The organism is Paenibacillus sp. HJGM_3, assembly GCF_045062745.1.
In the GTDB taxonomy this organism is placed as follows: Bacteria; Bacillota; Bacilli; order Paenibacillales; family NBRC-103111; genus Paenibacillus_AA.
Genome location: NZ_JBJGED010000009.1, coordinates 14603 through 39753 on the forward strand (window position 1 = coordinate 14603; position 25151 = coordinate 39753).

Here is a 25151-nt window from a genome sequence, read left to right on the forward strand (position 1 = left end):
TGTCGATCTCAGCATAGCATAGACGCGATCCCCGTCCTATCAAGAGGTAGTTGAATTCCTCTTTTAACATCACTCAACCGTTGGTAGAAAAATGGTGAGCTTAAACTGCTGCGGCTGGGCTTACGCGGGCAGCACTATGATTCGTAACGGAGCACTCGGCAACGGATAGATGTTTTTGTCATCCGACATCGATAGCTATTCTTACTCACAGCTATAATAAAAGCTGCCGATCATATCGGCAGCCTTGTCCCTAGTTCACAGAATGACAGTTTGCTTTGGTCGTTATTCATCCTAAGTCAATTTCGACCAACTTTCGATCAATGCGGATACATAAGCCTGTATAGCAGCTTTCGCTGCCGAAGAAACGTTACCTTGCATGGAATTGTTATTCAAATACTTAAGCAAATTCTCAAGATGCCGGATTCCTTGCTTACTATTCCCTATATCATAATGATGCTTGGCTTGGTCAGCCGCTTCGCGAAGTTGATAGACGAGCGGGCCCCGCACCTCGTTCTCAGCTGCATAGCGAGAAAGCAATTGAATCAACGAATCGATCGTTTCGCTTGACTCATCCTCCTGCCTGGTCACGTTAACGACGTAAACCTGCTCCAATAGATCAGGAGCTTGGACTTTAATCTCAAGACGGTTCAAGCCTACTTGAAGAGCGATTGGAACAACCTCTCCCCCTAATGCCCGCTTACCGTTGATGTACAGCTCCGTACGCGGATCGACCGTCACAGCTCTCACTTCAGCATCACTAATGCTATGAACCACACTCGATGTGTAGCTGACAATATTCGGCTGGAAGTCGGGAGTGAACGTAATCCCCGTGATTTGCAATTCCTTCAAGTCTGTAGAATAAACAGGGGGCTTCCTTGTTACAGTTATCGAATACGTCTTACTGTTTCCGCTTGGGGCTTCAACACGTACCGTAATTTCGTTGTCCCCTTCCGTCAGAGGCAGCTCGGCTGAAAGTCCTTCCGATGAAATCGGAGTCCCATTCACCCATACTCGAGCATCTGGGTCTGCCGGCATCGCCTCCACCCTAATCGCATCGATGCTGCTTGCTACCTCGGCTGTATATACGGTCAGATCCGGAGCAAACGGCTGATCCAGCTTCCCACCTATTAAGGCGAGACTATTCAAGTCTGCGTTACTCGACTTTTCTTTCACGAAGGTGACCGTATATACGGCCGTCGTACCGTCTTGGGCGGTCACCTCAACCGTAATCGGAGGGTTCACCCCGAGTACGAGCGGAATTTCCTGAGAGGTCGTGCCGCTTCCCACCGGCTGGCCGTTGACCTTGACCCGCGCATGGGATTCGGCAACCGTTGGCGTTAAGGTGATCCCATAGACGCTATCCGATACTGTAGCCGTATAGCTGAAGCGTTCGGGATTGAAATCCGGAGTCAATACTCCATCGCTGGTTGTCAGCTTGGCTAACGACGCATCGGAAGACTCATTAACGAGCAGAAAAGGCTGATTCGTGCTACTTTCCTTGGAATGGAATTGGACTAGAGTGCCTGACGAGTTCGGAATATCATTAATGATAAATCTTAAGGTCATTTTTCGATCCTGATCCAGTCCCATCCGGGTTTGGACAAAGGATGTAACGTCGATGCTATACCATCCGCTATCTCTGACAACGAAAGAACCGATAGGTACAGGATTGGCAAGGGGACGATTATTGAATGTTAACGTACTCTCCTTCCATTCAGTCGACGGATAGCCGATCACATCGATCTTCACGTTCTTGTCAACCGGATAAGCGGAGTACACATTCAAGGTCACGCTATTCACAGGTATCGTATAGAGCCCCAGATCGAACTTGAAATACGTGATGAAATCCCCGCCACCATTGGCCGCGGTAATATCCTGGACATTCAGGTAGGGGGAGAACCCGTCATTTTTGTTACGGTCCGCTACCTTTTCGAACACGTACGCATCATCTGTCGGGAGGAACACGTTGTCTACCGGAACAGTCCGGATGACCTTCACTGTATAGCTGTCCGTAGTCGCGTCCTCCGCAATGGTTTGAATGACGATCATGTTCTCTCCGGGCGCAAGCGGGATTGCCTGCGAGGCGGCGCCGCTTTGGACGGGAACGCCGTTTACCTTAACGGAAGTCGTAGGGCTCTCGGCCGTTGGCGTTACTTTGATCGATGTGATATCTTCGGCAACGACCGTAACATAGTGAGCTTTATCCGGCGCGAAGGGCGTGGTCAGACTTCCTTGACTTATGCCGAGATCACTCAAACGAACCCGCGGATTCACGTTAGCCATATGCGGAATATCATAAGCCTGAGCCCAATAATACCCCTCCGCGAGAATACGGCGCGGCTCGAAACCGATTTGATACCCGGCCGGAATCACCTCCGAGGTCAGGGAAACTTGGCCTCCGACCGCCTTCCCGTACACATATTTGCCACCGGCGAAAGTGAACCTGCCCTCAACATTAGCAGAAATGGGCTGTCTGGTCAGCATATCCGCCACTTGCAAGGTTACTGTGGCATTCGCGCCGCTTCGTTCCACTTTCATAGAAGTGATGATCATCGGCTTGAGAGTGCTTGCTCCCGTAGTGATTTTCGCCTGCTCGGAAGCCGGTCCGACGTTACCTCTTACGTCTACTGCAGCGACTTTATAATAATAAGTTGTAGAGGGCAGCAGTCCGTTATCCTTGAAGTTCAGGCTTCTAGCTGTACCGACGGCATTGCCGGAGTGTGCCGTAAAGTCCGGCTGCGTGCTGCGGTATATGACATAATGGTTCACTTCCGTATTGTCGTATGCTCTTCCGAACGTAAGGGTAACCGATTGATGATCGACCGCTTTGGCTGCCGGATACCTGCTGGGAGCTGTTGGGGGCACATTATCTTCCATCGGCAGCCAAAGAATACCATCCGGTCCCCAATGAGACGGCAGAGCTCGGATCGAATCATAGTGATGCATGGCGATTCCACCAAAAGAGGACTTGTCGCCGAAAGCGGCATAAACTTTGTCCAGCTCCGCTTCCATGACATTCCTGCCTTCCTCGCGAAAGGTGATCGTCTCCGGATCCCCGCTGTTTGCAATATCAAGCGTTTCCACCCCGATGACTACCGAATTAGGTTTGCCGATCAAGTTGGCGTAATCTATTTCTCCCTGGGCGCCGGCAATAATGCCTGCGGTACCGTCTGCGGTATCCCGGTAATCCATAATTGCGATATAGTCGGTCATATCCTGAATATGTTCGGAAAGCCACTTGGTTTGACCGTTGAACGTAATGTCCCTAGCTTGTTCGGACGAATCGTACCATTTGGGAATGGCAGGACCGAAGGGGAGATTCAGACCGGTCGCGTTCCGACGCTCGATCATTTTCTCAATCAACTCGAGATACTGGACTTGCAGAGAAGGATATGTATCCTTGAAATCAGGCGATATGTAGGGCTCGACATCCACATTCACACCGTCGAAGCGCTCCTCGGGAGCAGACGAAATGTTGAAGTTCAGCACCTGCTCGAAGTGGCGAATCGCCGTATCATGAAATTCCCGGTATGCTCCCATGTAGGGCGGAGAGGTGCCTCCTGCGATACATGCCTGAACTTGGTAGCCTCGCTCATGTGCCCAGGCGATGAAGTCCCTTAGAATTTCGGGATGATCCTCCATGACATCCATTCCATCGAAGGGCCCTACCGCAAAATATAAAACCTTCACCGGATCGGAGCCGAAGGTAGCCGTATCTTTGGCCATAGCGTCTAAAACTTCCCTGGAACCGGGATTGAGCAAAATATTGTAGGTAGCCGCTTCCCAGAGCCACATAGCCCGATTCTGGGCTGGAACGACCAGCGTTTCGTTGGTTCCGGCGCCTACCTTGGCATATGTGGTCAAGCTGGTTCCCTTAATCCCATACTCATTATAGGCCCGTGCTTCGATGCTGCTTGTCTTATCTCCAATGCCAGCCGTATTCCATACCAATCCGTAGTCATCGCCAACCTTCGCCGTGGCTTGCCATGCCCCGCCGTTGATACGCACTTCCACTTGATCGATGACCGCATCGGATTGGACCGATACCCGGATCGGCACCTCCCCATGGAGAGAAACTCCCTGCATGGGGCTAACGATTTGGACGATGGGGGCTGCGGCAGCCTTATTGTCCACGGTCAACCGAACCGTTGGGCTCCATATCCCATAACGTGTTGTAGTATCCAATCCTCGCACCCTTAACTGTATAGGGCCATTGTACGGCGATGTGTCCAAGTCATAGTGCCAGGTACCTGAATCATCCGCGTCCGGATCGTTCGTTATTGCGTCGACCTGACGGGTACCGTTAATATACAACTTGATGTCGTACAGACCGGAGTAGGAGCCCGAGATTCTAAGCTTGCCGCTGCCGACCGACGCGCCATCCGTAGGAGAATCAATCGTAATGGCCGACGCCGCATGCGCGCGAGGGGGTTCTATCAAAATCGCAAATGCTGCAAAAGCTAATGAAAAGAAGAGAAGCATAGTAGTTGGTATCCGGCAAAACCTTAACACATCTGATCACCGCCTGATTATAATTTTTCCTTGCCCTCCTTACACCCTCACCCCATCACCCCGATTCGCGCTTCTAAAATTTAGCATAATTTTAATCTGCAACTGCATTTCTCACAACAATCTAGATTTAAGCTCTTCTACCCGATCTTAAGATTGTGTAGATCTGCAGCCTCCCCTTATAGGAAGAGACACACGGTTCATGGCGACAACGGCGATGTTCGTGAATGATAGAACAAATAGGAGCCGCCGCGGCAGCTCCTAATATACGCGGAAGACCGCAGGGATGAGAAAAGGGCTATGAGAAATTGCACAGGGCGGCTTACGATCGTGAATTTTATCATTCGCTTTTCGTGAAGGAATCCACTAGTGGGGAGGCCGGAATTCGAGGATACTTGAGATATCAAATTACGGAAAAGGAAGTGCTGTTATTATGAACGCAACGATGTCCGCAGGTATGTCCGCTCTGATCTTTGTTGTAATCGTCCTGGCCGTGTTCAAAGGGATGAAAAAGCCGGTTAAAGGCTCGGGCGCAAGGCTTCTGCTGCCGATCGTCTTTGTCTCTTCCTCGCTGCTTCAGTTGCTCAATCCGGAGCTGCACGTACAGGGCTGGCCGCTTCTTCTCGCGGCTGCAGCCGGCGCGGTCGTCGCGCTTCCGCTCATTGCCGCAACGAACTTCGAAGCCCGCTCCGGCGCGGTTTATTTTAGGCAAAGCAATGTTATCTTCGCCCTTCTAGGCGCCATCTTCGCGCTTCGCATCGTCCTTATGTTCACGATGACGAGCATGAATCCCGATGCGCTCGGCCTCATCTTCAACGTCGCGACGGTCAGCTACATCGCAGTATGGCGCATCGCCAGCTTCAGCAAGTTCCGCAAGGTTCAGAGCGGCCGCGGTTTTGCCGTTGAGCAATAACCTTAGAACCATTATTTTATCTGCCCGTATCCAATACTTTTCTTAGCTTGTTCGAGTAAATTGGATACATAATCGGCTTTTTCGTCCGAATAAGAGAGCAGTGTAGTATATCCTTTTCTGATGGCGTCGAGTTTTCTTTCACAGTATTGCTTGGCTGCATGTGGGTTTTCTCGTAAGTAATTTCTTATGAGAAGATTATTTACCCATTGCTCGCCATTCCATATGACGACAGCAAGATTATAGGCATGTTCTTGGCGTTTTCGAAAATACAATCTTCCCTTTACACCAGTTTCTCCGAACCCTTCATAACCAAGTTGTGTTAGTTTATTAGTTACGGAATCGCTCAACTCAAGTGTTTTCACGCCTATCAAAACATCAATAATTGGTTTTGCAAACATCCCGTGTACCGAGGTACTGCCGAAATGCTGAATGTCGATAGCATCGTCTCCGAAAGCTTTAAGAAGATTTATTTTTTCGTTTTGAAATAAGGCAATCCACTTTTCATCATAAGGAATTACACTAATAGTCTCATCAATTCCCATCCCAATTTCACTCCCTCTATTTGGTGTGCGATCTATTTTTGCGCAGTAGTTTATAAAGAATAGATGGTGAAAACAACGTGCTAACCGGGCGTAATAAGTTCATGACATTGAGAAAGGCATTATAGATCTCGGTATTTTGAGAAGAACGATGAAAAATCCTTCTGGTATACCATTGTAGAAGAGCGAGTCCGAGAGGCTTCTTTCCCACCACATGATGATAACGAAAATCCTCAATCATAATCATATTCCATACGGGGTCAATGACCTTAGAAATATTTCTATAGAATCGCTTGGTCAATCGGGTTGAAATCTCCTTCGTTTCTTTCCAATCTCGTTGGAGACAATCATCTAACACCAAAGCTTCCATAGCAGCTACTGACATGCCTTGTCCAAAAACCGGATCAAATCGACAGAAAGCATCTCCAATAAATAAAAATCGTTGCGGAAGATTTTTGACCTTCTCATAGTGGTGACGTACGATATAAGGAACCTTATGTACTTTGACTTCCGAGAGAGGTTTTGCATCCTGAAGCTCATTGTAAATCATCGTATGTGGCAACTTCTTCGTAAACTCGATAATGTTTTGGGCTTCATCAAGATCGGAATGAGCCAGCTCATTATCGTATCCAAATAACGTGAAAATATGGCGATCTCCCTCAATACGACAAACTGCTCCTCCGATTTTTTCTTTCGGCGCAGAAGGATACACCAGGAGAGTTGACCAATCCCTTTGCGTAGCATTTAAATGATAGATTTGACTAACATAACAAAGGTCAATTTTAACTTTTACTTCGGGCTCATGATAATTATTCATTTGAAACCATTGATGAAATCTAGATCCATACCCACTTGCATCGATGACCAAATCAGCGTAGAGATCCGTTGTCTGCGACGAAACTGCTTCTTTTGTCTGTACACCAAGAATGATGTTCTGATTCTCATCAAATATGGGTTGTAAAGCCATCTTGTTATAATGGATACGCAGGTTTGGATTTTTTTCCACTAGAAGTCGAATATGTTTTTCCAAAAAAGGGCGACTTTGGAGATGAACAAATATTTCACCTTCAAACCTCTTCTTCCATACTCCGTGATGAAACCATTTGAGATCCTTTGAACCATTGATACGGGTTGAACCATCCTCCATCATAGCTTGGATGATACCGGGGAATAGCTGTTCCAATGCTTGTTCCCCTCCCTTGAGTAAAGCATGGAGATGATATCCTTGAGGAACTTCCTTTCTGGGTTGTTTATCGTGAGGCTCTGCACCTCTTTCAAGTAAGGTTACGTCTTCAAAGTAACGACATAACACTTGAGCAGTACAAAGTCCGGCTATGCCGGAACCAATAACAATTGCGTGTGCTGCCAATTTTCGTTTAATCATCTCTTTCTCCCTTTCGTTTGATTCAACCAATAATGGCCAGTTGGTTCCATGCCGACGTTGACGTCTTACTCAAACCTTCTAATTCTTCATAATAGGAATGCTGCCCCTACTTCAAGGACAACGGCAGCCGATTCGTGCGCCGGCTGCCGTCATGTCGTATTTGAATTATCGTGCCCGTTAGTGCACAACCGGCAAAAAAACAAAAACGACTTCGCAAATGCAAAGCCGTTGACTGTTTTTTGACAAATTTCAAGCTAGAGACGAGGTTCCTCGCCTTTCATAATATTAGTATTAATCATGGAAAAGAAACAGTCTAGTCTTTTTTCAATTTTTTCCTTATTGTTGAGGGTGTTGCTTCGTTAAATTCGAACTGCTACTCTTCTCCATGGTCCAAACAATATTAATGGAGGTGCCCATGCTTTCCCTAACCATCGCGCGTAAAGCTTACGCGCAGCATCTGCAGTACCGCAGCGCCCACATCATGAGATCCGTTGCCAGCATCGTGATCGGATACGTCTATGCATGCATTTGGATAGGAGTCGGCGATAGCGGTTCCCTTGGCGAGTATGGCCTGCATGGGATGATCAGCTACATTGCTTTTAATCAAGCCTGCTTGTGGACCATCTACACAACGAATAGTCTTGGCATCGACGCCTTGGTGCGGACCGGTCAGATCTCGGTTGAGCTGTTGCGGCCGCTCTCCTTTTTCTCATACATGACGAGTAAAGAGTGGGGGAAAATCGTCTATCAATGCCTGTACGCCTCGGTCCCAATCTACCTCGTATATGTGCTCTTCCTGGACATTCGGACGCCAGAGCATCCTATCACTTGGTTATGGACCCTTGTGGCCATAACCTTATGTGCCTATATCTCGCTATGCATGAGCTATTTGATCGGCATAATAGCCATATGGACGACGGAGTCGCGTTGGTTATGGTCCTTGAACTGGTCGGTCAGCTCCTTGTTATCCGGCTTTTTCATCCCGATTGAATGGCTGCCGGGCTGGCTTAAACCCATCAGCACCTTCTCCCCTTATCCAAGCTTACAATACATCCCTACCCGTTTATACATGGAAATGGAAAGCCCCGCCTCCTTACTCCTCTCTGCGTGCTGGGCGTTTACGTTAACGATGGTCTCAATCTTTATGACTCGCGTCCTGCGTTATCGTCTGGAGGTGCATGGAGGATGAGCTGGATTCAACTGTACATTCGGTTGGTAAAGGCAAGCCTCCGTAGTCAGATGCAATACAAATTCAACTTCGCCTTCTCTACTGTAATGGTTTTGGGCATGTTCGGGTTGGAGTTTATAATGGTGGGTACCGTGATTCAAAAATTCGGGGGTGTCGGCGGCTGGAGCACATATGAGGTGGGCTTTTTGTTCGCACTTATGATGTATAACCGGGCGTTCTACCGCATGTTTGCCTCCGAAATCAATAGCTTTGAAAAATACTTGGTAGACGGCATGCTGGATCAACATCTCCTTCGACCGATTCCCATCCTGCTCGTATTAATGACCCGACAATTCCGCCCAATGCTAGGCGAACTCATTCTAGGCAGTACCCTGCTCATCACATGCCTGCTACATTTGGATGCCTCGGGACAGCTGGATTGGCGGCTTGCGCTGCTAAAAACCTTGATCGCCATCCCGAGCGGCTTTGCCATCACCTTCGCCTTCGGCCTTAGCACGGCAACCGTCGGCTTCTGGACTCATCGCATCGACGACCTTCGCCGCATCACGGACGACGCCACTACGAATGCCAGCTTTTATCCGCTAACGATTTACCCGAAATGGATGCGCGTTATTTTGCTCACCGTGCTGCCGATGGGTTTTGCCAGCTATGTGCCCGCCATGCACATTATTCGCGGGGAGCTGAGTTTCTGGACCCTGCCTGCCACATTGCTCCTAGCGCTTCTATTGCTCGCCGGTGCGCTTCGGTTCTGGCGGTTTGGAGTTACCCATTATCAGAGTACAGGCACCTGAGATTTCCCCCTTAAGGAAGGAGCATATCCCATGATCATTGCACAAAATATCAGCAAAACTTTCCGACTCCCCATTGCCAAGGAAGGCCGATTCAAAGGCATCCGCACCTTATTCTCTCGAGCCTATCGGGAAGTTCCTGCGGTACAGGACGTGAGCTTCTCAATTGATTCCGGCGAGTTTGTTGGCTATATCGGCCCCAATGGTGCTGGGAAGTCAACCACGATAAAGATGCTGAGTGGTATCCTGCACCCCAGCTCCGGCGAGGTTCTTATCGACGGGGCTAGCCCGCAGCGGCAACGGCAGCAGGTCGTTCGGCAGCTTGGCGTCGTGTTTGGGCAGCGTTCTCAGCTATGGTGGGATTTGCCGGTTCGCGATTCCTACGATATTCTCGCTTCCATGTATAAGCTGGACGCCCGTTCCTACAGCGAACAACTGGCCACGCTTCAAAAGGTGCTGCAATTGGACGAGATTCTTGACGTTCCTGTGCGTAAACTTTCCCTGGGGCAGCGTATGCGTGGGGACTTGGCGGGGGCAATGCTGCATAACCCGCCCATTTTATTCCTCGATGAACCCACCATTGGTCTCGATGTGGTTTCCAAAAAGCAGATCCGTGCTTACCTGAAGCATTTGAATACCGAGTGGGGTAAAACGATTCTCCTCACCACCCACGACATGGACGATATCGAGCAGTTATGTTCGCGTGTTATCGTCATTAACCGCGGCGAGACCATCTATGATGGCAACTTGGAAAGCTTGCGGGAGCGAATTGGCTTGCCTTCCAAGATCAAGCTAACATTCCGCAATTCGGTATCCCCGCCAGCTGAAAAGTTGACTCAGCTTCCCTTTAGAGTGACCGCCATCCAGGACAACTTGCTGACGATTGAATGCAACCGCAATGAAGTAACCGCCATGGAGGTGCTTCGCAATGTCAGCGACTGGGGGGACTTGGTTGATGTTTTTATGGAGGAGCCCGAATTCGAGGATGTCATCCATCGTATTTATTGATTGGGAGAAAGCCTAATGCGATACACGCCGTGAAAAGCCGCTGATGGCGCAAGTAATTGGCGCTATAGCCCCGTCGACCGATTGTACATCGAATTCGGCCTTTCCCTGCTGTGATATTCCATAATATATTAGAAAACGGAGCCCACAAACCCGCGAAGCTCCGTTTTCGTTATGGTAAGATTAGGTTCCGAAAGATAGCGCTGGTTCCAACGGGACAATCGTGTCATTAACAAAATCTGAAAATTAATGCAGGATATGATCTCCGTCAAGCTTTCAATATACCATTAGCCCGGCCCTTACGGACAATGACGGAGCGCCCGTTCGATCGTCTCCGCAATACACACCTCATACACGCGATGACCTTCCGGCGAAGGATGGACACCATCGTCTTTGCCGCTGTTCTCCACGGTAAGCAACAGATCATGCAAGCTACCGCCATTTACCAGACGAGCCGCCCAAGCCAGCGCAATGTCGGCAAGCGCAACGCCGCACGCTTCGGCAACGTCGCGGATCGTACGGCTGTACATGTCGATCCGCGCTTGCGCTCCCCCGCTTGCTTCATACCATTCCCGCGGGCTTCTGGCATAGTAATACGATTCAGGTCCTCCCTCGATAATAGGATGGATCGTACATAGAATCGGAGTTGCTCCGCCTGCGGTCAGCGCACGGCATATCTCAATCAAGTTTTGGCGGAAAGCAGGCACGTCCACCCTCGGATAATGGACCGCTTCCATAACGTGATCGTTCATCCCGAACGCAACGATGCAAATATCCGCCTTTCGTTCCAGTACCGTTTGCAGTCGCTCCAAGCCTTGCGCGGAGGTGTTCCCGGCTACGCCTTCATTATGAATCGCACATTCGAACCGCTGCCCGAGTCTCTGCAAATACGATTCGTCCTCCCCAACCCGAACACCCGCTGTGATACTGTCGCCAAAACCGACAATGACCATATGTCCCCCATGTCCTTCCATTTCAGCTTATCGTCGCGACTTCGTCCAAACCCAAACCGCGCAGGTCTGCAACCGCATTGTTACGTTCCGCTTCGTATAACCGCCATATGACGCGCAAGCTTTGCAGGCTTACTGGTCCGTCCACCAGCGGCCTTTTCCCGGTGCGGATGCAATCGAGGAAATGCAGAATTTCATAATGCGTGCTTTTCCCGCCTTGCGGTGCTTCCAACAACAGCTTGGTCCGCGAAGCGGTATCCAAATTCGCCTTCTCCTCCCGGATATTCGTATGCGCGTATAGCTTCCATTCCTTTAAATTCGCTTCCAGCATGCCTTCCGTGCAATGAACGTGAATGCTGTAGCCGAGCCGGGTGCCTCGCGCGCCCCATGTACCGAAATGATAGCCGACCGCGCCGCTTTCGAATTCAATGACAACATCGCTTGTTCCTTCTTTTTCCATCCATGGCGTGCCGAAATTCGTCCCCATGTGCGTTCCCCGCACCGGGCGCCCCAGGAACCAAAGCATCAGATCGACGTAATGACAGCCATGGCTGAAAAACTGCCCGCCCCCGAGAGTTGCGGTGGAATGGGCCCAATGGCCGTCGTGATATTTCGTAAACTGTTCCGTCCATATCGACATATGGAACACATCGCCGTATTGTTTCGAATCGACGAGCTCCTTCAGCTTCACGATAATCGGCCAGAATCGAACGGGGTAAGCTGTCATGAGGATTAACCCGCGTCGATCCGCCATACGAATCAAATCGAGGCATTGCTCCTCGGTATTGCACATCGGCTTCTCCATAAGCACGTGCTTCCCTGCTTTCAAGCACGCCATGCCCACCTCGTAATGCAAATGGTGCGGAAGCACGATCAACACTGCATCGACATGCTCCAGCAATTCACGATAATCGGTAACGGCTGTCGTGATGCCGAGCAGGCTCGCCGCCGACTGCGCGCGTTCCGGCTCGATGTCGCATACCGCCGTCACCTCCGTATGATCGCCAAGCTCCTTGTAGCCGCTAAAATGTGCTGCCGCCATACCGCCGCAGCCGATGATGCCCATGCGAATTTTGGTCATGGTTCTCTCCCCCTCTTTGCGTGTTTTCTTTACAAATCGACCCATTTTCCTTCCTCCAGCGCCAGATCGGCCGCGAAACCGATCCTGTGCCCATAGATCGAGTCGACCAGAACCGTCGTCGACAGGGACGGCGTTTCCCCCCGAAGCACTTGCAGGAAATCTTCCACCAGCCGGTAATCGCCCCCGCCGTGCATGTCGCCGGATACATGCAATTCGACCCGCTCCTCCGAATAGCCGGCACGCGAACGAAGGTCCGGATGCCGAACGACGAAGAAGCCGTCTTCAAGCACCCCCTCGATTTCGCCTCTTGTCCCGATGAGCCGGATGGAGCGGCATGGCTTCGATGCGTTGCCCGCCAGATTGAACGTTGCCGTCGAGCCGTCCGCAAATTCGACGAGCACGGACTGATGATCGACGACCGTATTGTCGCAGCGCCATACGCAGCGCCCGAACGGATTGTCCGTTTGGAGCGACTCCGTCTTCTGCTCGATGGTCGGGGTCAGGCTCAGCGACTCGATCCCGTGCCATACGTAAGGACCCCAAAGTCCATGCTCGATGTAATGCTTCCGCGCGGAATACAGGCACGACGCTTCAATCGGGCAATCGACAAGGCAGCGCCGGCCCGCGCCCTCCGGCGCATTCTCCTCGCGGAAAAACATGCGGCCGCCGAAGCTGGCGACCCGCACAGGCGCAATGCCGCTTTTCATCCAGGTTATCAAGTCCAGATCGTGGGAGCATTTTTGCATCAGCATGGTCGATCCGCCATTGTCCTTGCGATTCCACTTGCCGCGGACAAAGACGGAGGTGATATGATGGTAGCTGACATGCTCGGCAAGCTGCAAATTGAGAATGTCGCCGATCTCGCCGTCCGCTACCCTGCGGCGAATTTCCGCATAGAAAGGGGCATACCTCAAAACGTGGCAGATCAACACAGTGGCGCGGTACGTCGTCGAAGCTTCAAGCAGTTGCAACACTTCCGCTTCGGTCGTGCCGATCGGCTTCTCCAGCAGCACATGATACCCCGCCTGCAGCAGCGGAATGGTCGTCGCGACGTGCAGATGGTCCATCGTCCCGTTGATCGCCGCATCGGCAATCCGTTCCCCGCTGCCGACCAGCGCCTCCACCGAATGGTAGCACCGCTCCGGCGGAATGCCGTATCTTGCCGCGGCCTCCTTGAGCCGTACTTCATCGGGATCGACGACACCGACGATGCGCAGCGCATCGGGGGCGATGTTCGCATAGGAGGCGTAAAGCATGCTTCGGTGCCCGGCGCCGACGATGACGGCGGTAATGGGCAAAGGCAAATGTTCGGAGCGCGTATTGGCTTGCAAATCATGCACCAAGATCGGAACCTCCAGCCGGTAAAATTTTTAGGCAATCGAGCGGTCAGCCTTTTACGCTGCCAAGCACGATGCCTTTAATGAAAAAGCGTTGCAAAAACGGATATACGAGAATGATCGGCAGTGCCGCAAGAAAAATTTGTGCCGCCTTGACTGTCGGTCCGGACAGCTTCCGCATCATTTCGATCTCGGCGTCCGATAGCGCGCCAAAATCGTTCTGAATGATAATGGTCTGCAAATAGCTTTGCAGCGGGTAATTCTTCGGATCGTTCATATAAATTAACCCGTCGAACCACGTATTCCAGTGGCCGACCATCGTAAACAGCAGGATGGTAGCCAGCACCGGCTTGGAAAGCGGGATATACACGCTCCACAGCGTCCGCAGATGCCCGGCGCCATCTATATAAGCGGCATCCTCCAGCTCCTTCGGCAAGCCGCGGAAAAAGTTGAGCAGCAAAATCACGCTGAACACGGGAACCGCATTCGGCAAAACTAGCGCCCAAATCGTATCCATCAGCCCGGTCTTCTTAACGGTCAAGAAGGTCGGGATCAATCCGCCGCCGAACAAGGCCGTGACGAAGAAGTACCACACATACACCGTACGGAACCGGAAGGCGGACGCTTCCTTGGCCAGCGGAAACGCGATCAATACGGCAAGCGACATGTTGATCGACGTGCCCAAGATCAGACGCTTCACCGAAACGAGAAACGAGTCGAGAAACGCCCGCTTTTGCATGACGAAGTCATAGGCCTTGGTCGTAAACTCGACGGGCAACAGCGTCACCCTGCCCGCCCCCACAGCCGTGCTGGAGCTGAAGGAAACGGCCAGCACGTGAATCAGCGGAGCCAGACACAAAAAAGCGAGCAGCGCCATAAAGAAGTAATTGAACACGACAAACAAACGTCTGCCAAAGGTTGGCGTATCCACCACGTGAACATCTCTCCCTCGATTTCTGAAAACATGGATGCGCAACCCATGCGCTAAAAAATGCGATAGTCGGCGAATCGATAAGCCAGCATATAAGAGACTGCGATCAAGATCAGCGATACGAGCGCCTTCATCAGGCCGATTGCCGTAGCGAAGCTGTATTGCGCGTTGATCAGACCCATCCGGTATACCATCGTGTCGATAATGTCGCCGTTTTCATACACGATCGGGCTGTATAAATTGAATACTTGCTCGAATCCGGCGTTTAAAATATGACCCAGGCTGAGCGTCATCAACAGCACGACGATCGGGCGGATGCCCGGCAGCGTCACATGCCATGTGCGGCGCCAGTGCCCAGCGCCATCTATGACCGCGGACTCGTAAAGCGAAGGATCGATGCTGGAGAGAGCGGCCAAATAGACGATCGTGCTGAAGCCGAATTCCTTCCACTCGTTGGAAATGACCAAAGTAAACGGAAACCACCGGTTATCCCCGAGGAAAAAGATCGGTTCCAGTCCGATAAACTTCAATGCCTGATTCACAAGTCCGGTCGAAGGCGACAGGACGTCGATCAGAATACCTGCCAAAATCGTCCATGACAAAAAATGCGGCAAATAAATCAGCGTCTGCACCGTTCGCTTGAACGCCGTTCTGCCGATCTCGTTCAGTAGCAGCGCGATGCCGATCGGGACGACGAGGCCGGCAACGATCTTCATCACGGCGATCGTCAAGGTGTTCGCTACCACCTTCAACGTATCGGGCAGCTGCAGCACAAAAATAAAATTATCAAAGCCAACCCACGAAGAACCGGTAATGCCCCGGATGGGAACAAATTTCTGAAAGGCGATCGCCACGCCGACCATCGGAATGTAGTGGTAAATAAAGATCAGCGCGGCTCCGGGCAAGATCATCAAATGGAGCGGCAACTCCCTGCCGAAACGTTTCGTTTTCACCCATGCTGTCCTCCTTGCAGCACGCGGAAGGTGGGGCAAAGCAACCGCATTTGCCTCGCCCCCGTCTCTCCGCGTTTAGTTTTGCTCAAACGTGGCGCGTCTCACTTCTGCTTGGCGTACCAGTCGTTGACTTCTTTCGTAATTTGATCGCCGCCGAGCTTCTTCCAATCGTCGACGAACCTGTCAAACTCCGAGATCGGCGCGTTGCCGGTAATGATTTTCATGAACGTCTCGCTTTTGATTTTGTCCAAATTTGCGCCTTTATCGGCCATCGTCTGGGTAGGCGATCCATAGAACTGATTGACCACAAAGCGGTTTTCCTTGATCACCTTGTCGATGATCGCCGCCGAGCCGTCCGGCCCGTTCTGCGCGTATTCGCCCCACAGCTTTTTGTCGCCGTTCTTGTACTGCATGATACGGTCATACACATTGCGCCGGTCCGGCGCGAGCTGGTCGGCGGATTTTTCGCCCTTCAGCACGGCGTTCGCCTGCCGGTAGTTCTCGATGTTGTTGTCGGACAAGTAGATGCGGATTGGCGCCATCGACCAGGTCGCCGACTTGTCTTCCTTACTTGGGTTGACGAACTTATAGAACACGTCCTCCGACGTATTGTAGTAGAACGTATTCAGCCAAAACTCGAGCATCTTGAACAACGCTTCAGGATGCTTCGTTCCTTTCTTCACCACCCAGTAATATTTGTAAATATTGAGCGGCAGCGTGTGCGATGCAGGTTTGCCGTCCACAGTAGGAATCGGGTACGCCTGCCACTCTTGATTCGGCGTCAGCGTCGCAAGCGGCGAATTGGCCGAGCCGCGGACGCCGATCATCATCCCGATTTTGCCTGCGCCGACGCTTTCGTTTACTTTGCTCGCAGGCTTAACCGGAAACTCCGGATCAATCTGCCCCGCCTTGAACATGGTTTGCAAGGCGGCAAGCGCATTTTTCATCTCCGGCTGCACGCTGCTGTACACGAGCTTGCCGCTGCTATCCTTCATCCAGATGTCCCAGTAAGCATGATACCCGTTGCTGATGCCTGCGATTCCGCTAAGCTCCTTATCCATCGCCAGGCCGAACGTATCCTTCTGGCCGTTGCCGTCCGGATCCTGATTCGTGAAGGCATCCGCGATGCGCAGCAAATCGTCCATCGTCTTCGGGGCGGGCAGCTTCAGCTTTTCCATCCAATCTTTGCGAATCCATAGAATCGGTGCCGCTTCCTTGGCCGTTCCCGTGTAGGGGATGGCCATCAGCTTACCGTCCATCGTAGCCGACTTGGTCACCTCGGGACCGGCGTCGGCTACGACCTTCTTCACGACGTCCGGCGCCGTATTCGCGTACAACTGCGTCAGATCCTCAAGCATGCCCGCATCGTACAACTGCTTGAACTGCTGCGGCGTCGCCGGGAAGAAGTCGGGAAGATCTCCGGACGAGATCATCAGATTCGTCTTCTTCTCGTATTCCGTTTCCGGCACAGCCCATAGCGTTTTCACCTTGATGCCGAATGTTTGTTCAATATGCCGCGACCACGGATTATTGTTGAGATCGTCGCCGTTAAAATATTTGACCGACGGCAAGCTGAATTGTACAGTGCTCAATTCGACCGGCGGATCGAACTTGGCCGGCAATCCTGCCGCCGAAGGCTTTGCGGAAGCAGCCGTCGTTGCCTGCGCTCCCGGCGCGTCCGTACCGCTCCTGCTGCAGCCCGCCGCGATCAGCGATGTCAGCAGTGTCAGGCTGACAGCGGTTGCAAATGTTCGTTTCATGGTGGTCTCCCCCTTATGTATCATCACGCCCTCGCGCTAAACGACGACGACAAGCTGTTTCCAACCGGTATTGCCTGTCCCGGTGACCTTGATATACTTATTGCCGGTCGAAGCGTCCGTATACTCCGATCCCGGCGGCGCCGACAAATTGCCCTCCGGAGTGCCCTCATGCCGGATGCGGTAAAAGCCGCTGGTCGCCTCCACATTCGCCCCTTGCACCGTCGTCAGCGCGTAATCCTGCACGTTGCCGAATACCTGGACGTCGAGGATGCGAATGTTGGCCGGTTTCAAGCTCTGACTGTCGGGGAAAAATTCGATGCCGTAATCTTGCGTCTTCGTCGTCTGATCGTCGAAGATGCGGCCCCCCTGAATGGTGACCCGCTCCGCCCCGCGAATCGCGACACCTCCGATCGTCAAAGCGGTTGCATTGTTGTACACGTTGGGATTGATCACATCGACCGTCGACACCAGCCTGGCCCCGTTGTCGACAAAGATGCCGCTGCTGCCGTTTCCTTTGGATGTATGATCGACGATGCTGATCCGGCGTCCGGCGGATATGTTCACGCCATGCAGTTTATTGCCGCTCGTATCGGCGCCGATCATTTGTACGTCGCGCGGATATTGGCCGGCTACGTTGGTGCCCATCCAGATGCCATGCCCGCCATTATCGTAAAATTGCCCGCCGATCACTTGAACGTTGGTTGCCGGCGTTCCTCCAGGCGAAGGGTAGCCGTCCGTTGTAATTTGCAGCCCGGCGCCCTGATTATTGTGCGAGATGCAGCCCGCGAACGTAATCCGGTCGCAGCCCGATACGCCCATGCCTGGCTGGTAGCCGAGATGTCCGGACACATTGCGAGCTTCGCAGCCTTCGACACGAATATCGCGCGAGCCGTTGGCCATATAATAGCCCGGCTTGCTGACGCCGTCCACAACGCAATTGCGAATCACGCCGCTCGTCCCTTGCGATGTGGCGATGCCGTTGGTGATCCGTTGCCTGCTCGTGAGCAAGGCCGAATTGCCGACGACCCGGATATTGTCGACCAGCAGATCGACGCAATTGTTGAAGGCGACGATGCCTGCATTGTTCGGCCCGTAGCCGTTCGGAGCCGTGAACGTCAGATCCCGGACCGTTACGTTGTACACGGGTTCCGGCTTCGTTGCGGGCGGTGTCGTTTTATTGACCAGCAGCGCTATATAATCGAACTGCAGCGAGATGATCGAACCGGTCGTCCCCGAGACGACGATGTTGTCGACTTCCGGACGGATCGCCTGGTTGACGAGGTACGTGCCCTTCGGAATGTATACCCGCGTCGTCGGGGCCGCCCCAGTCTTCACATATTCGATTGCAGCCTGTATCGCGCACCAGTCGATCTCATTTGTCAGCGCATTGGCATGCGGATACGCCGCCTTCGCCGCCTCCAGCGTCGCGAACTGTTCCGACAGCGGATGCGATGCGCCGTCGCCGATCGTGCCGAACCACTTCACATCGATCGCTTCGCCGACAATCCGCTTAAACCGCTTGCCGGCCGATGACACGAGCACGGTCCCCACATTATCGGTTGATATCGCATCTGCCGGATCGTAGTAGAAAGGCCCTTCCTTCCCGCGGTCGATCACATAATAGAGGAAATGCTCATCAGGATCGGTCATCGCCCTCAACTCCGCCACGGTAACCGCCCAGCAATTCGGGTGCTCCAAACCGAGCGCCCGATCGAGCGCATTCGCCTTGTTGCTGGCGAAGGCGCTACCGCTTCCTAGCAGCCCAGCGGAAGCGATGCCTACGCCCGCGGCGCCCATAGCCGCCAACAGCTTGCGTCTGCTAAGATGGTTGTCCGAATGCTCGGCATTCATCTCCGTCATTGTCCCTACCTCCCATTCTTAACTTCATATCCTTCCAGATTGCCACTCGCAAACGTTTGCACGATGATCATACAACGGCATGCATGCGCCGAAACATCTGCATGTTTGCACAAAATATGCACGAGCGCATTCTTGTTGCCGCAGGGGTGCGACAGAGCCCCTCCATCGGCGGGCGACGCCGCGATTTCCTGCACATTTGCGCATCGTATGCGAAATGGAATATTTCTTCCGCCCGCACACTTGATGTATACTTATGAAAATCTAAATCTATTTTTCAACCAAACCACGACGCAGGGAGACTAGATACCATGATCTTCCGTTTCATGCTGAACAAAAACTCCTTCTTCGTCAAGCTGCTGTTCAGCTTCGGTGCGATCATCATCGTCTCGTTCGTATTCAACGCCTTGTCGTTTCGCTTTTTTACGAACAGCATTCGCGATCAAATCGTCACATACAATATGTCCAGCCTGAGCAACACCGTAGGCAGTTTTGAAAATCAGCTCCAGCTCCTGGACAATGTACTCGGAACGATCTACTTTCAAAATGATATAGGCCTCCTCCGCAAAGACGCGGGCAGCCACAATTACCCGCTGATCAATGGATTGACCGGCGAATTCCAGACGATCGTCCGCAATTACAATCTGTTTGCCGAGAACGTGTTCGTTTATTTTAACGATCAAGGCGTCATTATTGATAAAAACAGCTCGCACACGGAGCAAGAAATGTTCGGGCGCTATTATGTAAGCGATCGGTATCCGGCAAATTTCTGGAAAAAGCAGTTCGAAAGCGAGTACCATCTGAAATTGTTCCCCGCCACCGCTTTTCGGACGACGACCCCGGACAATAGCGTAACGGAAGCCGGAACTTTTTTTCCGCTTATCATTAGAAGCAAGCTGTTCGCGGGGCACTACATGGCCGCGTTTCTCGACGCGAAGGCGATTTTCCAGCATCTGCATCTTTCGAACGACGATCATTTTTCGATCCTGAATGATTCGGGAGAATCGTATTTCCGCACCGGAGCCGCCCCGGACCCCCGTCTCGTCGATTTGTTGTCCGGCGCGGACCGCTACGTGCAGTTGGACCACAACTATTATTTTATGCAGAAAGGGCCGCTAACCGGTCTGACCTATGTCAGCATGATCCCGAATCAACAGATCGACGCCCAAATCTTGCGTATGAACACGATCCTGATCGGTTTGATCGCATTGTCCGTCTTTTTAAGCCTGGTCTTGTCGATTATGCTCAGCGTCAGATTCAGGCACCCGATCCAGAAAATCGCCGAATCGCTGCGCCAGATGAGCGTGGACATCCAGCATAACAGCAACATTCATGAATTCAAGCAGATCAGCGACAGCGTCAAAGGAATCATTGACACGATGCGCCGCAAAGATTCGCTGCTGCAAAAATACGCATATGTCGACAAGGTGAAAGGAATCTACATCAACAGCGACGAGGTTAGGCAGCTGCTCGATACGGATCGGCCGTTTTATTTCGTCATGTTTCAAATTCTCGTTACGGATCGCTTCCGCCAAACGCCGATCACGGAGCGTAAGAAGTCGACCTTCTTTCTCGACTTCATCAACCTCGCCATCACCGATTCGTTTCCCGAAGCGGTGTCCTTGCAGGTCGAAGCGGATTCGATCGTGGCGATCGTCTATACAGAGCATGAACAGACCGACCTTCTAATGGAACGATTGCGCTATTTTAAAAAGGTGTTCGACCGGGACAAATCGTATTACTACGTGACAATCGCCGCCAATCCCCGCTTGCGTTACGCGGTCGATTTTACGGATGCGTACGTGGAAGCGCTTGAAATGGTGCGGAAGCGGAAGCTGGACGACGAAGTACAAATCATCACCGATCCGGAGAAGCTGCCGGACGTCCATCCTCTTACGCCGGCGGAAGAGCAGCATTTCCTCGAGAGCCTGCTCGCCGGGAACGAGCGGAATTGGATGCACGATATTCGCCGTTCGCTGAACCGGCTGGACCAGCAGGGCGCGACAGCGCTGCAATATCGCCAGTTCGCGCACTCGGTTGTGTCGAAGCTGCTGCTGACACTCATGGCCAACAAGATCGATACCGCAAAACTGCAGCTGGAGCACCCGCCCTTCGAGGCGATCGACCGGTTCGTGTCCAAAGTGGAGTATATAACGTTCTTCGAGGAATTGACCCAACAAGCGGCGGAGCGGATCGAAGCGAAAAAATCGGAACGGGACCCCATCGTCGATTTTGTGCTCGCGTATATTAACGCCCATTATGGCGACGAGTTATACCTGGACTTGATCGCCGACAAGCTGAACATGTCCGCCGGGTATTTAAGGAACTACTTCAAGGAGAAAACCGGGCGAAATATTAGCGATTGCGTCAACGAAGTGCGGGTGATGGCGGCGAAGAAGCTGCTCGAGGGCACCGATATGAAGATTCACGAAGTCGCCGCCAATGTCGGATACGCGAACGCCAATTCGTTCATCCGCATGTTTCGCAGCGCGACCCATGTCACACCGGGAGAATATCGGAGGTTGCGGACAACTGCACTTCAGGAACGGGAGTCAAGGCAATGAGGCCGAACAGGCGCCGTCTGCCATTTGTGCCATTCAGCCGCCCTCAAAGACTTTTTCACTCAATTCTAAGTAATTCTGGAATTTCACACTGCTGTCCGTGGATGAGCGACCCCATTTATACGCCCGTTAATAGAAAAAACCCGCCACCCGGGACGGGTTATGATTCTTCGTTTCGCGTTTATTTTTGCTGCACCCATTCCTTCATCCACCACTGGCGATCCGGCGCATAGTCGTGACCCTCGGGGTCGTTCGGGTCGGGACCGATGAGAATAAACTTGCTCCACCAGAAAATACCGGCGCCGTTCAAGCCGTTCTTGATCAGGTTCGGGTTCGTTCTCCGATCGATCGCCAATTGATCCCTGGCCATCTTGAGACCTTTGGCTGCGTTGTATATATTTTCAATGGCCGGATCATGATACACCGTGCCGTCTTCGGCTGTTTTCTTCTCATAAGCGGGCATCGTAGGGTTCAGCATCGTGGTCGGACGGCTGCTGTTCGCGATCGCATGCGCATATCGGACGATCGTCGTTTTCCATAATTGCTGATACGTCTCCGGAGAATTGGTGGGGGAACCCCAACCCAGCTGATCGTACATCATCGGATTGAGCATATTGAAAATGCCGGCCATTTCGCTAACGTATGCATCGGACCATACGGCCGGGTCCGCCGGTGAAGCGATCGAATAGATCGCATTGTCGCTCAAAGCGGTCCGAACGAATTGCGCCGTCGTTTTCAAGACAGGATCATTCGGCAAAAACCCTTCGATATCGAGCTGGATTCCATCGGCTTTATACAGCTTCCCGTCATACTCGATGCCTTGATTGACCAACATATCGGCAACGGCTTTCAAATTGTTGTTGAATACGGAAGTCCCAAAGCTCGGGTTGCTTACTCTTTGGCCGTTTTGCCAAAAATACCGTTTGCCATAGTTCACCGTCGCGATAATTTTTTGGGCCGGATCCGTTTCTCTCGATATTTTCATCCAGCGGCCCAGTTCCGAGTAGCCGTCTTCAGGCAGCGTTCCGTTGAACCCGTCTTCGCTCGCGACCAAAATCCCGATGTCCGCCAGCTGATAGTTGATTTTGTATTTGTTCAACTCCAGTACGCGTTCTCTCATCTGTTGGTCCGTAAGGGGCTCTACTCCGCTGAACCAATAAGAATTCAAATAAGCCGTATTGTTCACTTGAAACGCTTTGCCGGCACCGCCACCTCCAGTACCGATCCCCGCCTCATTCCATGCGGCCGTATATGTGATCTCTTCCGTCTGCTTCCATGTCATTTCAACCGATCGTTTCACCGTCCATTCCACTGACCCGCTTGAGTGATTCATATCTATGATCATTGGCACGTTCGTTTCTTCCATTCCATATGTGGGAACCGCAAACCACGAAGACAACATGACAGCCAACATCATCAACTTTGCCACTTTCCGTTTGATCATCGCTTATCCTCTCCCTGATGCCAGAATCTTGAGTTGAAGCTTTGATAAGATGGACCTCCTTTCCCCTCCATTTTATAGCGCTTTCAAGAAAAGTTTTAGCAACCTGATCAACGAAATATTATACTTTTCACCGATTGCTTTAAAATGGGTACCTACGCGTCCACTAAAGCGGAAAGGCTTCATCACGAATGGAAGCGAAAGCCAGTTCATCCGCCCTTGAATTTGGGAATGACGATCCGGACGGCGGTGCCGATGCCCCATCTGCTGCCAATCGAAACGCCGTACTGGGGCCCGAACTGCAGTTTGATGCGTTCGTCGACGTTGCGGATGCCGTAGCCGACCTTGATGCCGTTAGGGTCGAAAATGTCGGCGATCTTGCCCGGCGGCATGCCGATGCCGTCATCGATGATCTGGAAGACGATCGTATCGTCTTGTGAAAACCCCCAAACTTTCAAGTGGATGCGGTCTTCGCCATACCACGAATGTTCCAGTACGTTCTCGATGAACGGCTGCAAGATGAGCTTAATCGTCTCGAACTCCAAAATGTTCTCATCGATGCGGCAGCTGAAGTCGAGCCGGTCTTTGTGCTTGATTTTCTGGATGTCGATATAGGTTTTCGCCTGCTGCCATTCGTTGTCGATGGTGATGACTATACGTCCTTCGTTCAAGGTCAGCCGGTAAAATTTGGCCAGTGCCATCACCATTTCGTGCAGCTTCCCGATCTCCCCGAACTTCGCCAGCCGGCTTATCGAAGACAGCGTGTTATACAAAAAATGCGGGTTGATCTGCGCCTGCAGTGCGGCGAGTTCGGCTTCCCTTTTTTGCAGCTTGGAGACGTACACTTCGCGGATCAGCTTGTCAGTGTTGTGCCCCATTTCGTTCAATGCCCGGAAAATGTGGGCGAATTCGTCGTTTCCGGAGTAAGTCGTCCGCCTCTGGAAATCGCCCTCTTGGAACGCGTTCAGCACAGACACGATTTTCGTTACCCGCCGCGAAAAATACCGCGACACCACCACGCTGAGCAGCGCCAAAAATAAAAAGCTGACAGCGCAGACGGAGAGCGTCAAGTTGCGGACTTTGAGCGCGCTTTTCTCGATCATGCGTTTCGGGATGTACGCTACGATGCTCCACCCGATTTCCGGAACCGGTTCTTCGACGCTGAAATAACCGTTCGACCCCATCGTGTTTCCTTGCGGCGGAACCTGGACGGACGATGTGCCGGAATCGTGCATCAGCTCACGTTTTTCGTTGAACACGGCAATATAGCTCGCTTCCCCGATTTTTTGCGCATCGATCGTTTTGAACAGGTCGTCGATGCTCATCGTAATGCGCATCAATCCGAGCTGGTCGAGCCGCATTTCGTCGTTCAGCTTGCGCAGAAGAGAAATATTGTGAAACCGGGCGTCCGTCTCGATCTGTCTCCAATACAGGCTAGCGTCGGGCTTGGCCGCAACGTCCGAAATCTCCAAGTACCAGGGGCGATCCTCGATCCGGGCGAGATGATACAGCTCGAACTGGCCTACCTTGAAGCGAAGCGGATTGACCTCTAAGTCTTGGGAGTAGTAGATTTCCGGAAGCGTATCGCCCGCAACATAGACTGAGAGCCAAATCGGGGTTCCGGTCGATTTCATCGTGCCGAGCAGCTTCGGCTTCAAATAGTTCGTCGTCGCCTCATAGCTGTACCAGCCTTCCTCATAGCTGCGCAAATATTGCTGTAACTTCTGGTCGTAATAGAGCAGATCGGATACGCGCTCCAAATCTTCCAGCGTATAAGCGACGTTGTCCTTCATCTGCCGCAGAGTCCCTTGAATGTTGGAAGTGATCTGCTCCCGGACAGATTTTAGAGTCGACGTATAGGCGTAATAACCGATCAAAACGACCGGGATTAACACGAAAACAAGGAAGGAGATCACAAGCTTCTGGCCGAACGTAACCGATTTTCTTCCCATC

17 protein-coding genes are annotated in these 25151 nt (G+C 52.0%); 5 read left to right on the top strand and 12 right to left on the bottom strand.

Going from position 1 to position 25151, the window contains the following annotated elements:
* Positions 1-291 precede the first annotated feature (291 nt).
* The gene (locus tag ACI5FR_RS12130; protein WP_405454758.1) at positions 292-4482 is read right to left on the bottom strand and encodes a cadherin-like beta sandwich domain-containing protein; all 4191 of its coding nucleotides are present in this window, start codon (positions 4480-4482) and stop codon (positions 292-294) included.
* A gap of 460 nt (positions 4483-4942) precedes the next feature.
* On the opposite strand from ACI5FR_RS12130, the gene ACI5FR_RS12135 reads away from it, so the two are divergent.
* On the top strand, positions 4943-5422 hold the full coding sequence (locus ACI5FR_RS12135; RefSeq protein WP_405454759.1) for a CcdC protein domain-containing protein: 480 nt from the start codon (positions 4943-4945) through the stop codon (positions 5420-5422).
* A gap of 11 nt (positions 5423-5433) precedes the next feature.
* Here ACI5FR_RS12135 and ACI5FR_RS12140 read toward each other — a convergent pair whose 3' ends face one another.
* The gene (locus tag ACI5FR_RS12140; protein WP_405454761.1) at positions 5434-5964 is read right to left on the bottom strand and encodes a GrpB family protein; all 531 of its coding nucleotides are present in this window, start codon (positions 5962-5964) and stop codon (positions 5434-5436) included.
* A gap of 16 nt (positions 5965-5980) precedes the next feature.
* Positions 5981-7345: an FAD-dependent oxidoreductase gene (locus ACI5FR_RS12145; RefSeq protein WP_405454763.1), complete on the bottom strand. Its 1365-nt coding sequence runs from the start codon at positions 7343-7345 to the stop codon at positions 5981-5983.
* Between the two features lie 415 nt (positions 7346-7760).
* Here ACI5FR_RS12145 and ACI5FR_RS12150 point away from each other — a divergent pair, with 415 nt between their 5' ends.
* Genes ACI5FR_RS12150 through ACI5FR_RS12160 form a run of 3 tightly spaced genes read left to right on the top strand, consistent with a single transcriptional unit; the run spans position 7761 to position 10330 of the window.
* Complete coding sequence (locus ACI5FR_RS12150; RefSeq protein WP_405454765.1) at positions 7761-8534, top strand: ABC transporter permease; 774 nt, start codon at positions 7761-7763, stop codon at positions 8532-8534.
* Positions 8531-9325, top strand: coding sequence for an ABC transporter permease (locus tag ACI5FR_RS12155; RefSeq protein ID WP_405454767.1), 795 nt, complete (start codon positions 8531-8533; stop codon positions 9323-9325). The genes ACI5FR_RS12150 and ACI5FR_RS12155 overlap by 4 nt, the downstream gene beginning before the upstream one ends.
* 30 nt (positions 9326-9355) lie before the next feature.
* Positions 9356-10330 carry an ABC transporter ATP-binding protein gene (locus ACI5FR_RS12160; RefSeq protein WP_405454769.1) on the top strand — a complete coding sequence of 325 codons (975 nt, stop codon included), beginning with the start codon at positions 9356-9358 and terminating at the stop codon, positions 10328-10330.
* A 296-nt stretch (positions 10331-10626) separates the two neighbouring features.
* Here the strand turns inward: ACI5FR_RS12160 and ACI5FR_RS12165 are convergent, their stop codons facing one another.
* The 7 genes from ACI5FR_RS12165 to ACI5FR_RS12195 form a co-directional block, all read right to left on the bottom strand.
* Complete coding sequence (locus ACI5FR_RS12165; protein ID WP_405454771.1) at positions 10627-11301, bottom strand: SGNH/GDSL hydrolase family protein; 675 nt, start codon at positions 11299-11301, stop codon at positions 10627-10629.
* A 1-nt stretch (position 11302) separates the two neighbouring features.
* A complete protein-coding gene (locus tag ACI5FR_RS12170) occupies positions 11303-12358 on the bottom strand; it encodes a Gfo/Idh/MocA family protein (RefSeq protein ID WP_405454773.1) in 1056 nt (351 codons plus the stop codon).
* A gap of 29 nt (positions 12359-12387) precedes the next feature.
* On the bottom strand, positions 12388-13698 hold the full coding sequence (locus ACI5FR_RS12175; protein ID WP_405454925.1) for a Gfo/Idh/MocA family protein: 1311 nt from the start codon (positions 13696-13698) through the stop codon (positions 12388-12390).
* Between the two features lie 46 nt (positions 13699-13744).
* Positions 13745-14629 (bottom strand): carbohydrate ABC transporter permease, encoded by an 885-nt coding sequence (locus tag ACI5FR_RS12180; protein WP_405454775.1) that lies wholly within the window; start codon positions 14627-14629, stop codon positions 13745-13747.
* 50 nt (positions 14630-14679) lie between these two features.
* Positions 14680-15537, bottom strand: coding sequence for an ABC transporter permease (locus ACI5FR_RS12185; protein WP_405454926.1), 858 nt, complete (start codon positions 15535-15537; stop codon positions 14680-14682).
* A 143-nt stretch (positions 15538-15680) separates the two neighbouring features.
* Positions 15681-17339, bottom strand: coding sequence for an extracellular solute-binding protein (locus ACI5FR_RS12190; RefSeq protein WP_405454777.1), 1659 nt, complete (start codon positions 17337-17339; stop codon positions 15681-15683).
* A 36-nt stretch (positions 17340-17375) separates the two neighbouring features.
* Positions 17376-19199, bottom strand: a complete 1824-nt coding sequence (locus tag ACI5FR_RS12195) for a right-handed parallel beta-helix repeat-containing protein (RefSeq protein ID WP_405454779.1) — start codon at positions 19197-19199, stop codon at positions 17376-17378.
* 308 nt (positions 19200-19507) lie between these two features.
* Here ACI5FR_RS12195 and ACI5FR_RS12200 point away from each other — a divergent pair, with 308 nt between their 5' ends.
* Entirely contained in the window at positions 19508-21760 is a 2253-nt protein-coding gene (locus ACI5FR_RS12200) for a helix-turn-helix domain-containing protein (RefSeq protein ID WP_405454781.1), read from the top strand.
* Between the two features lie 178 nt (positions 21761-21938).
* On the opposite strand, the gene ACI5FR_RS12205 is transcribed toward ACI5FR_RS12200, so the two are convergent.
* Entirely contained in the window at positions 21939-23201 is a 1263-nt protein-coding gene (locus ACI5FR_RS12205; RefSeq protein ID WP_405454783.1) for a glycoside hydrolase family 18 protein, read from the bottom strand.
* Positions 23202-23407: 206 nt separating this feature from the next.
* Positions 23408-25150, bottom strand: coding sequence for a sensor histidine kinase (locus tag ACI5FR_RS12210; protein WP_405454785.1), 1743 nt, complete (start codon positions 25148-25150; stop codon positions 23408-23410).
* Position 25151 lies beyond the last annotated feature (1 nt).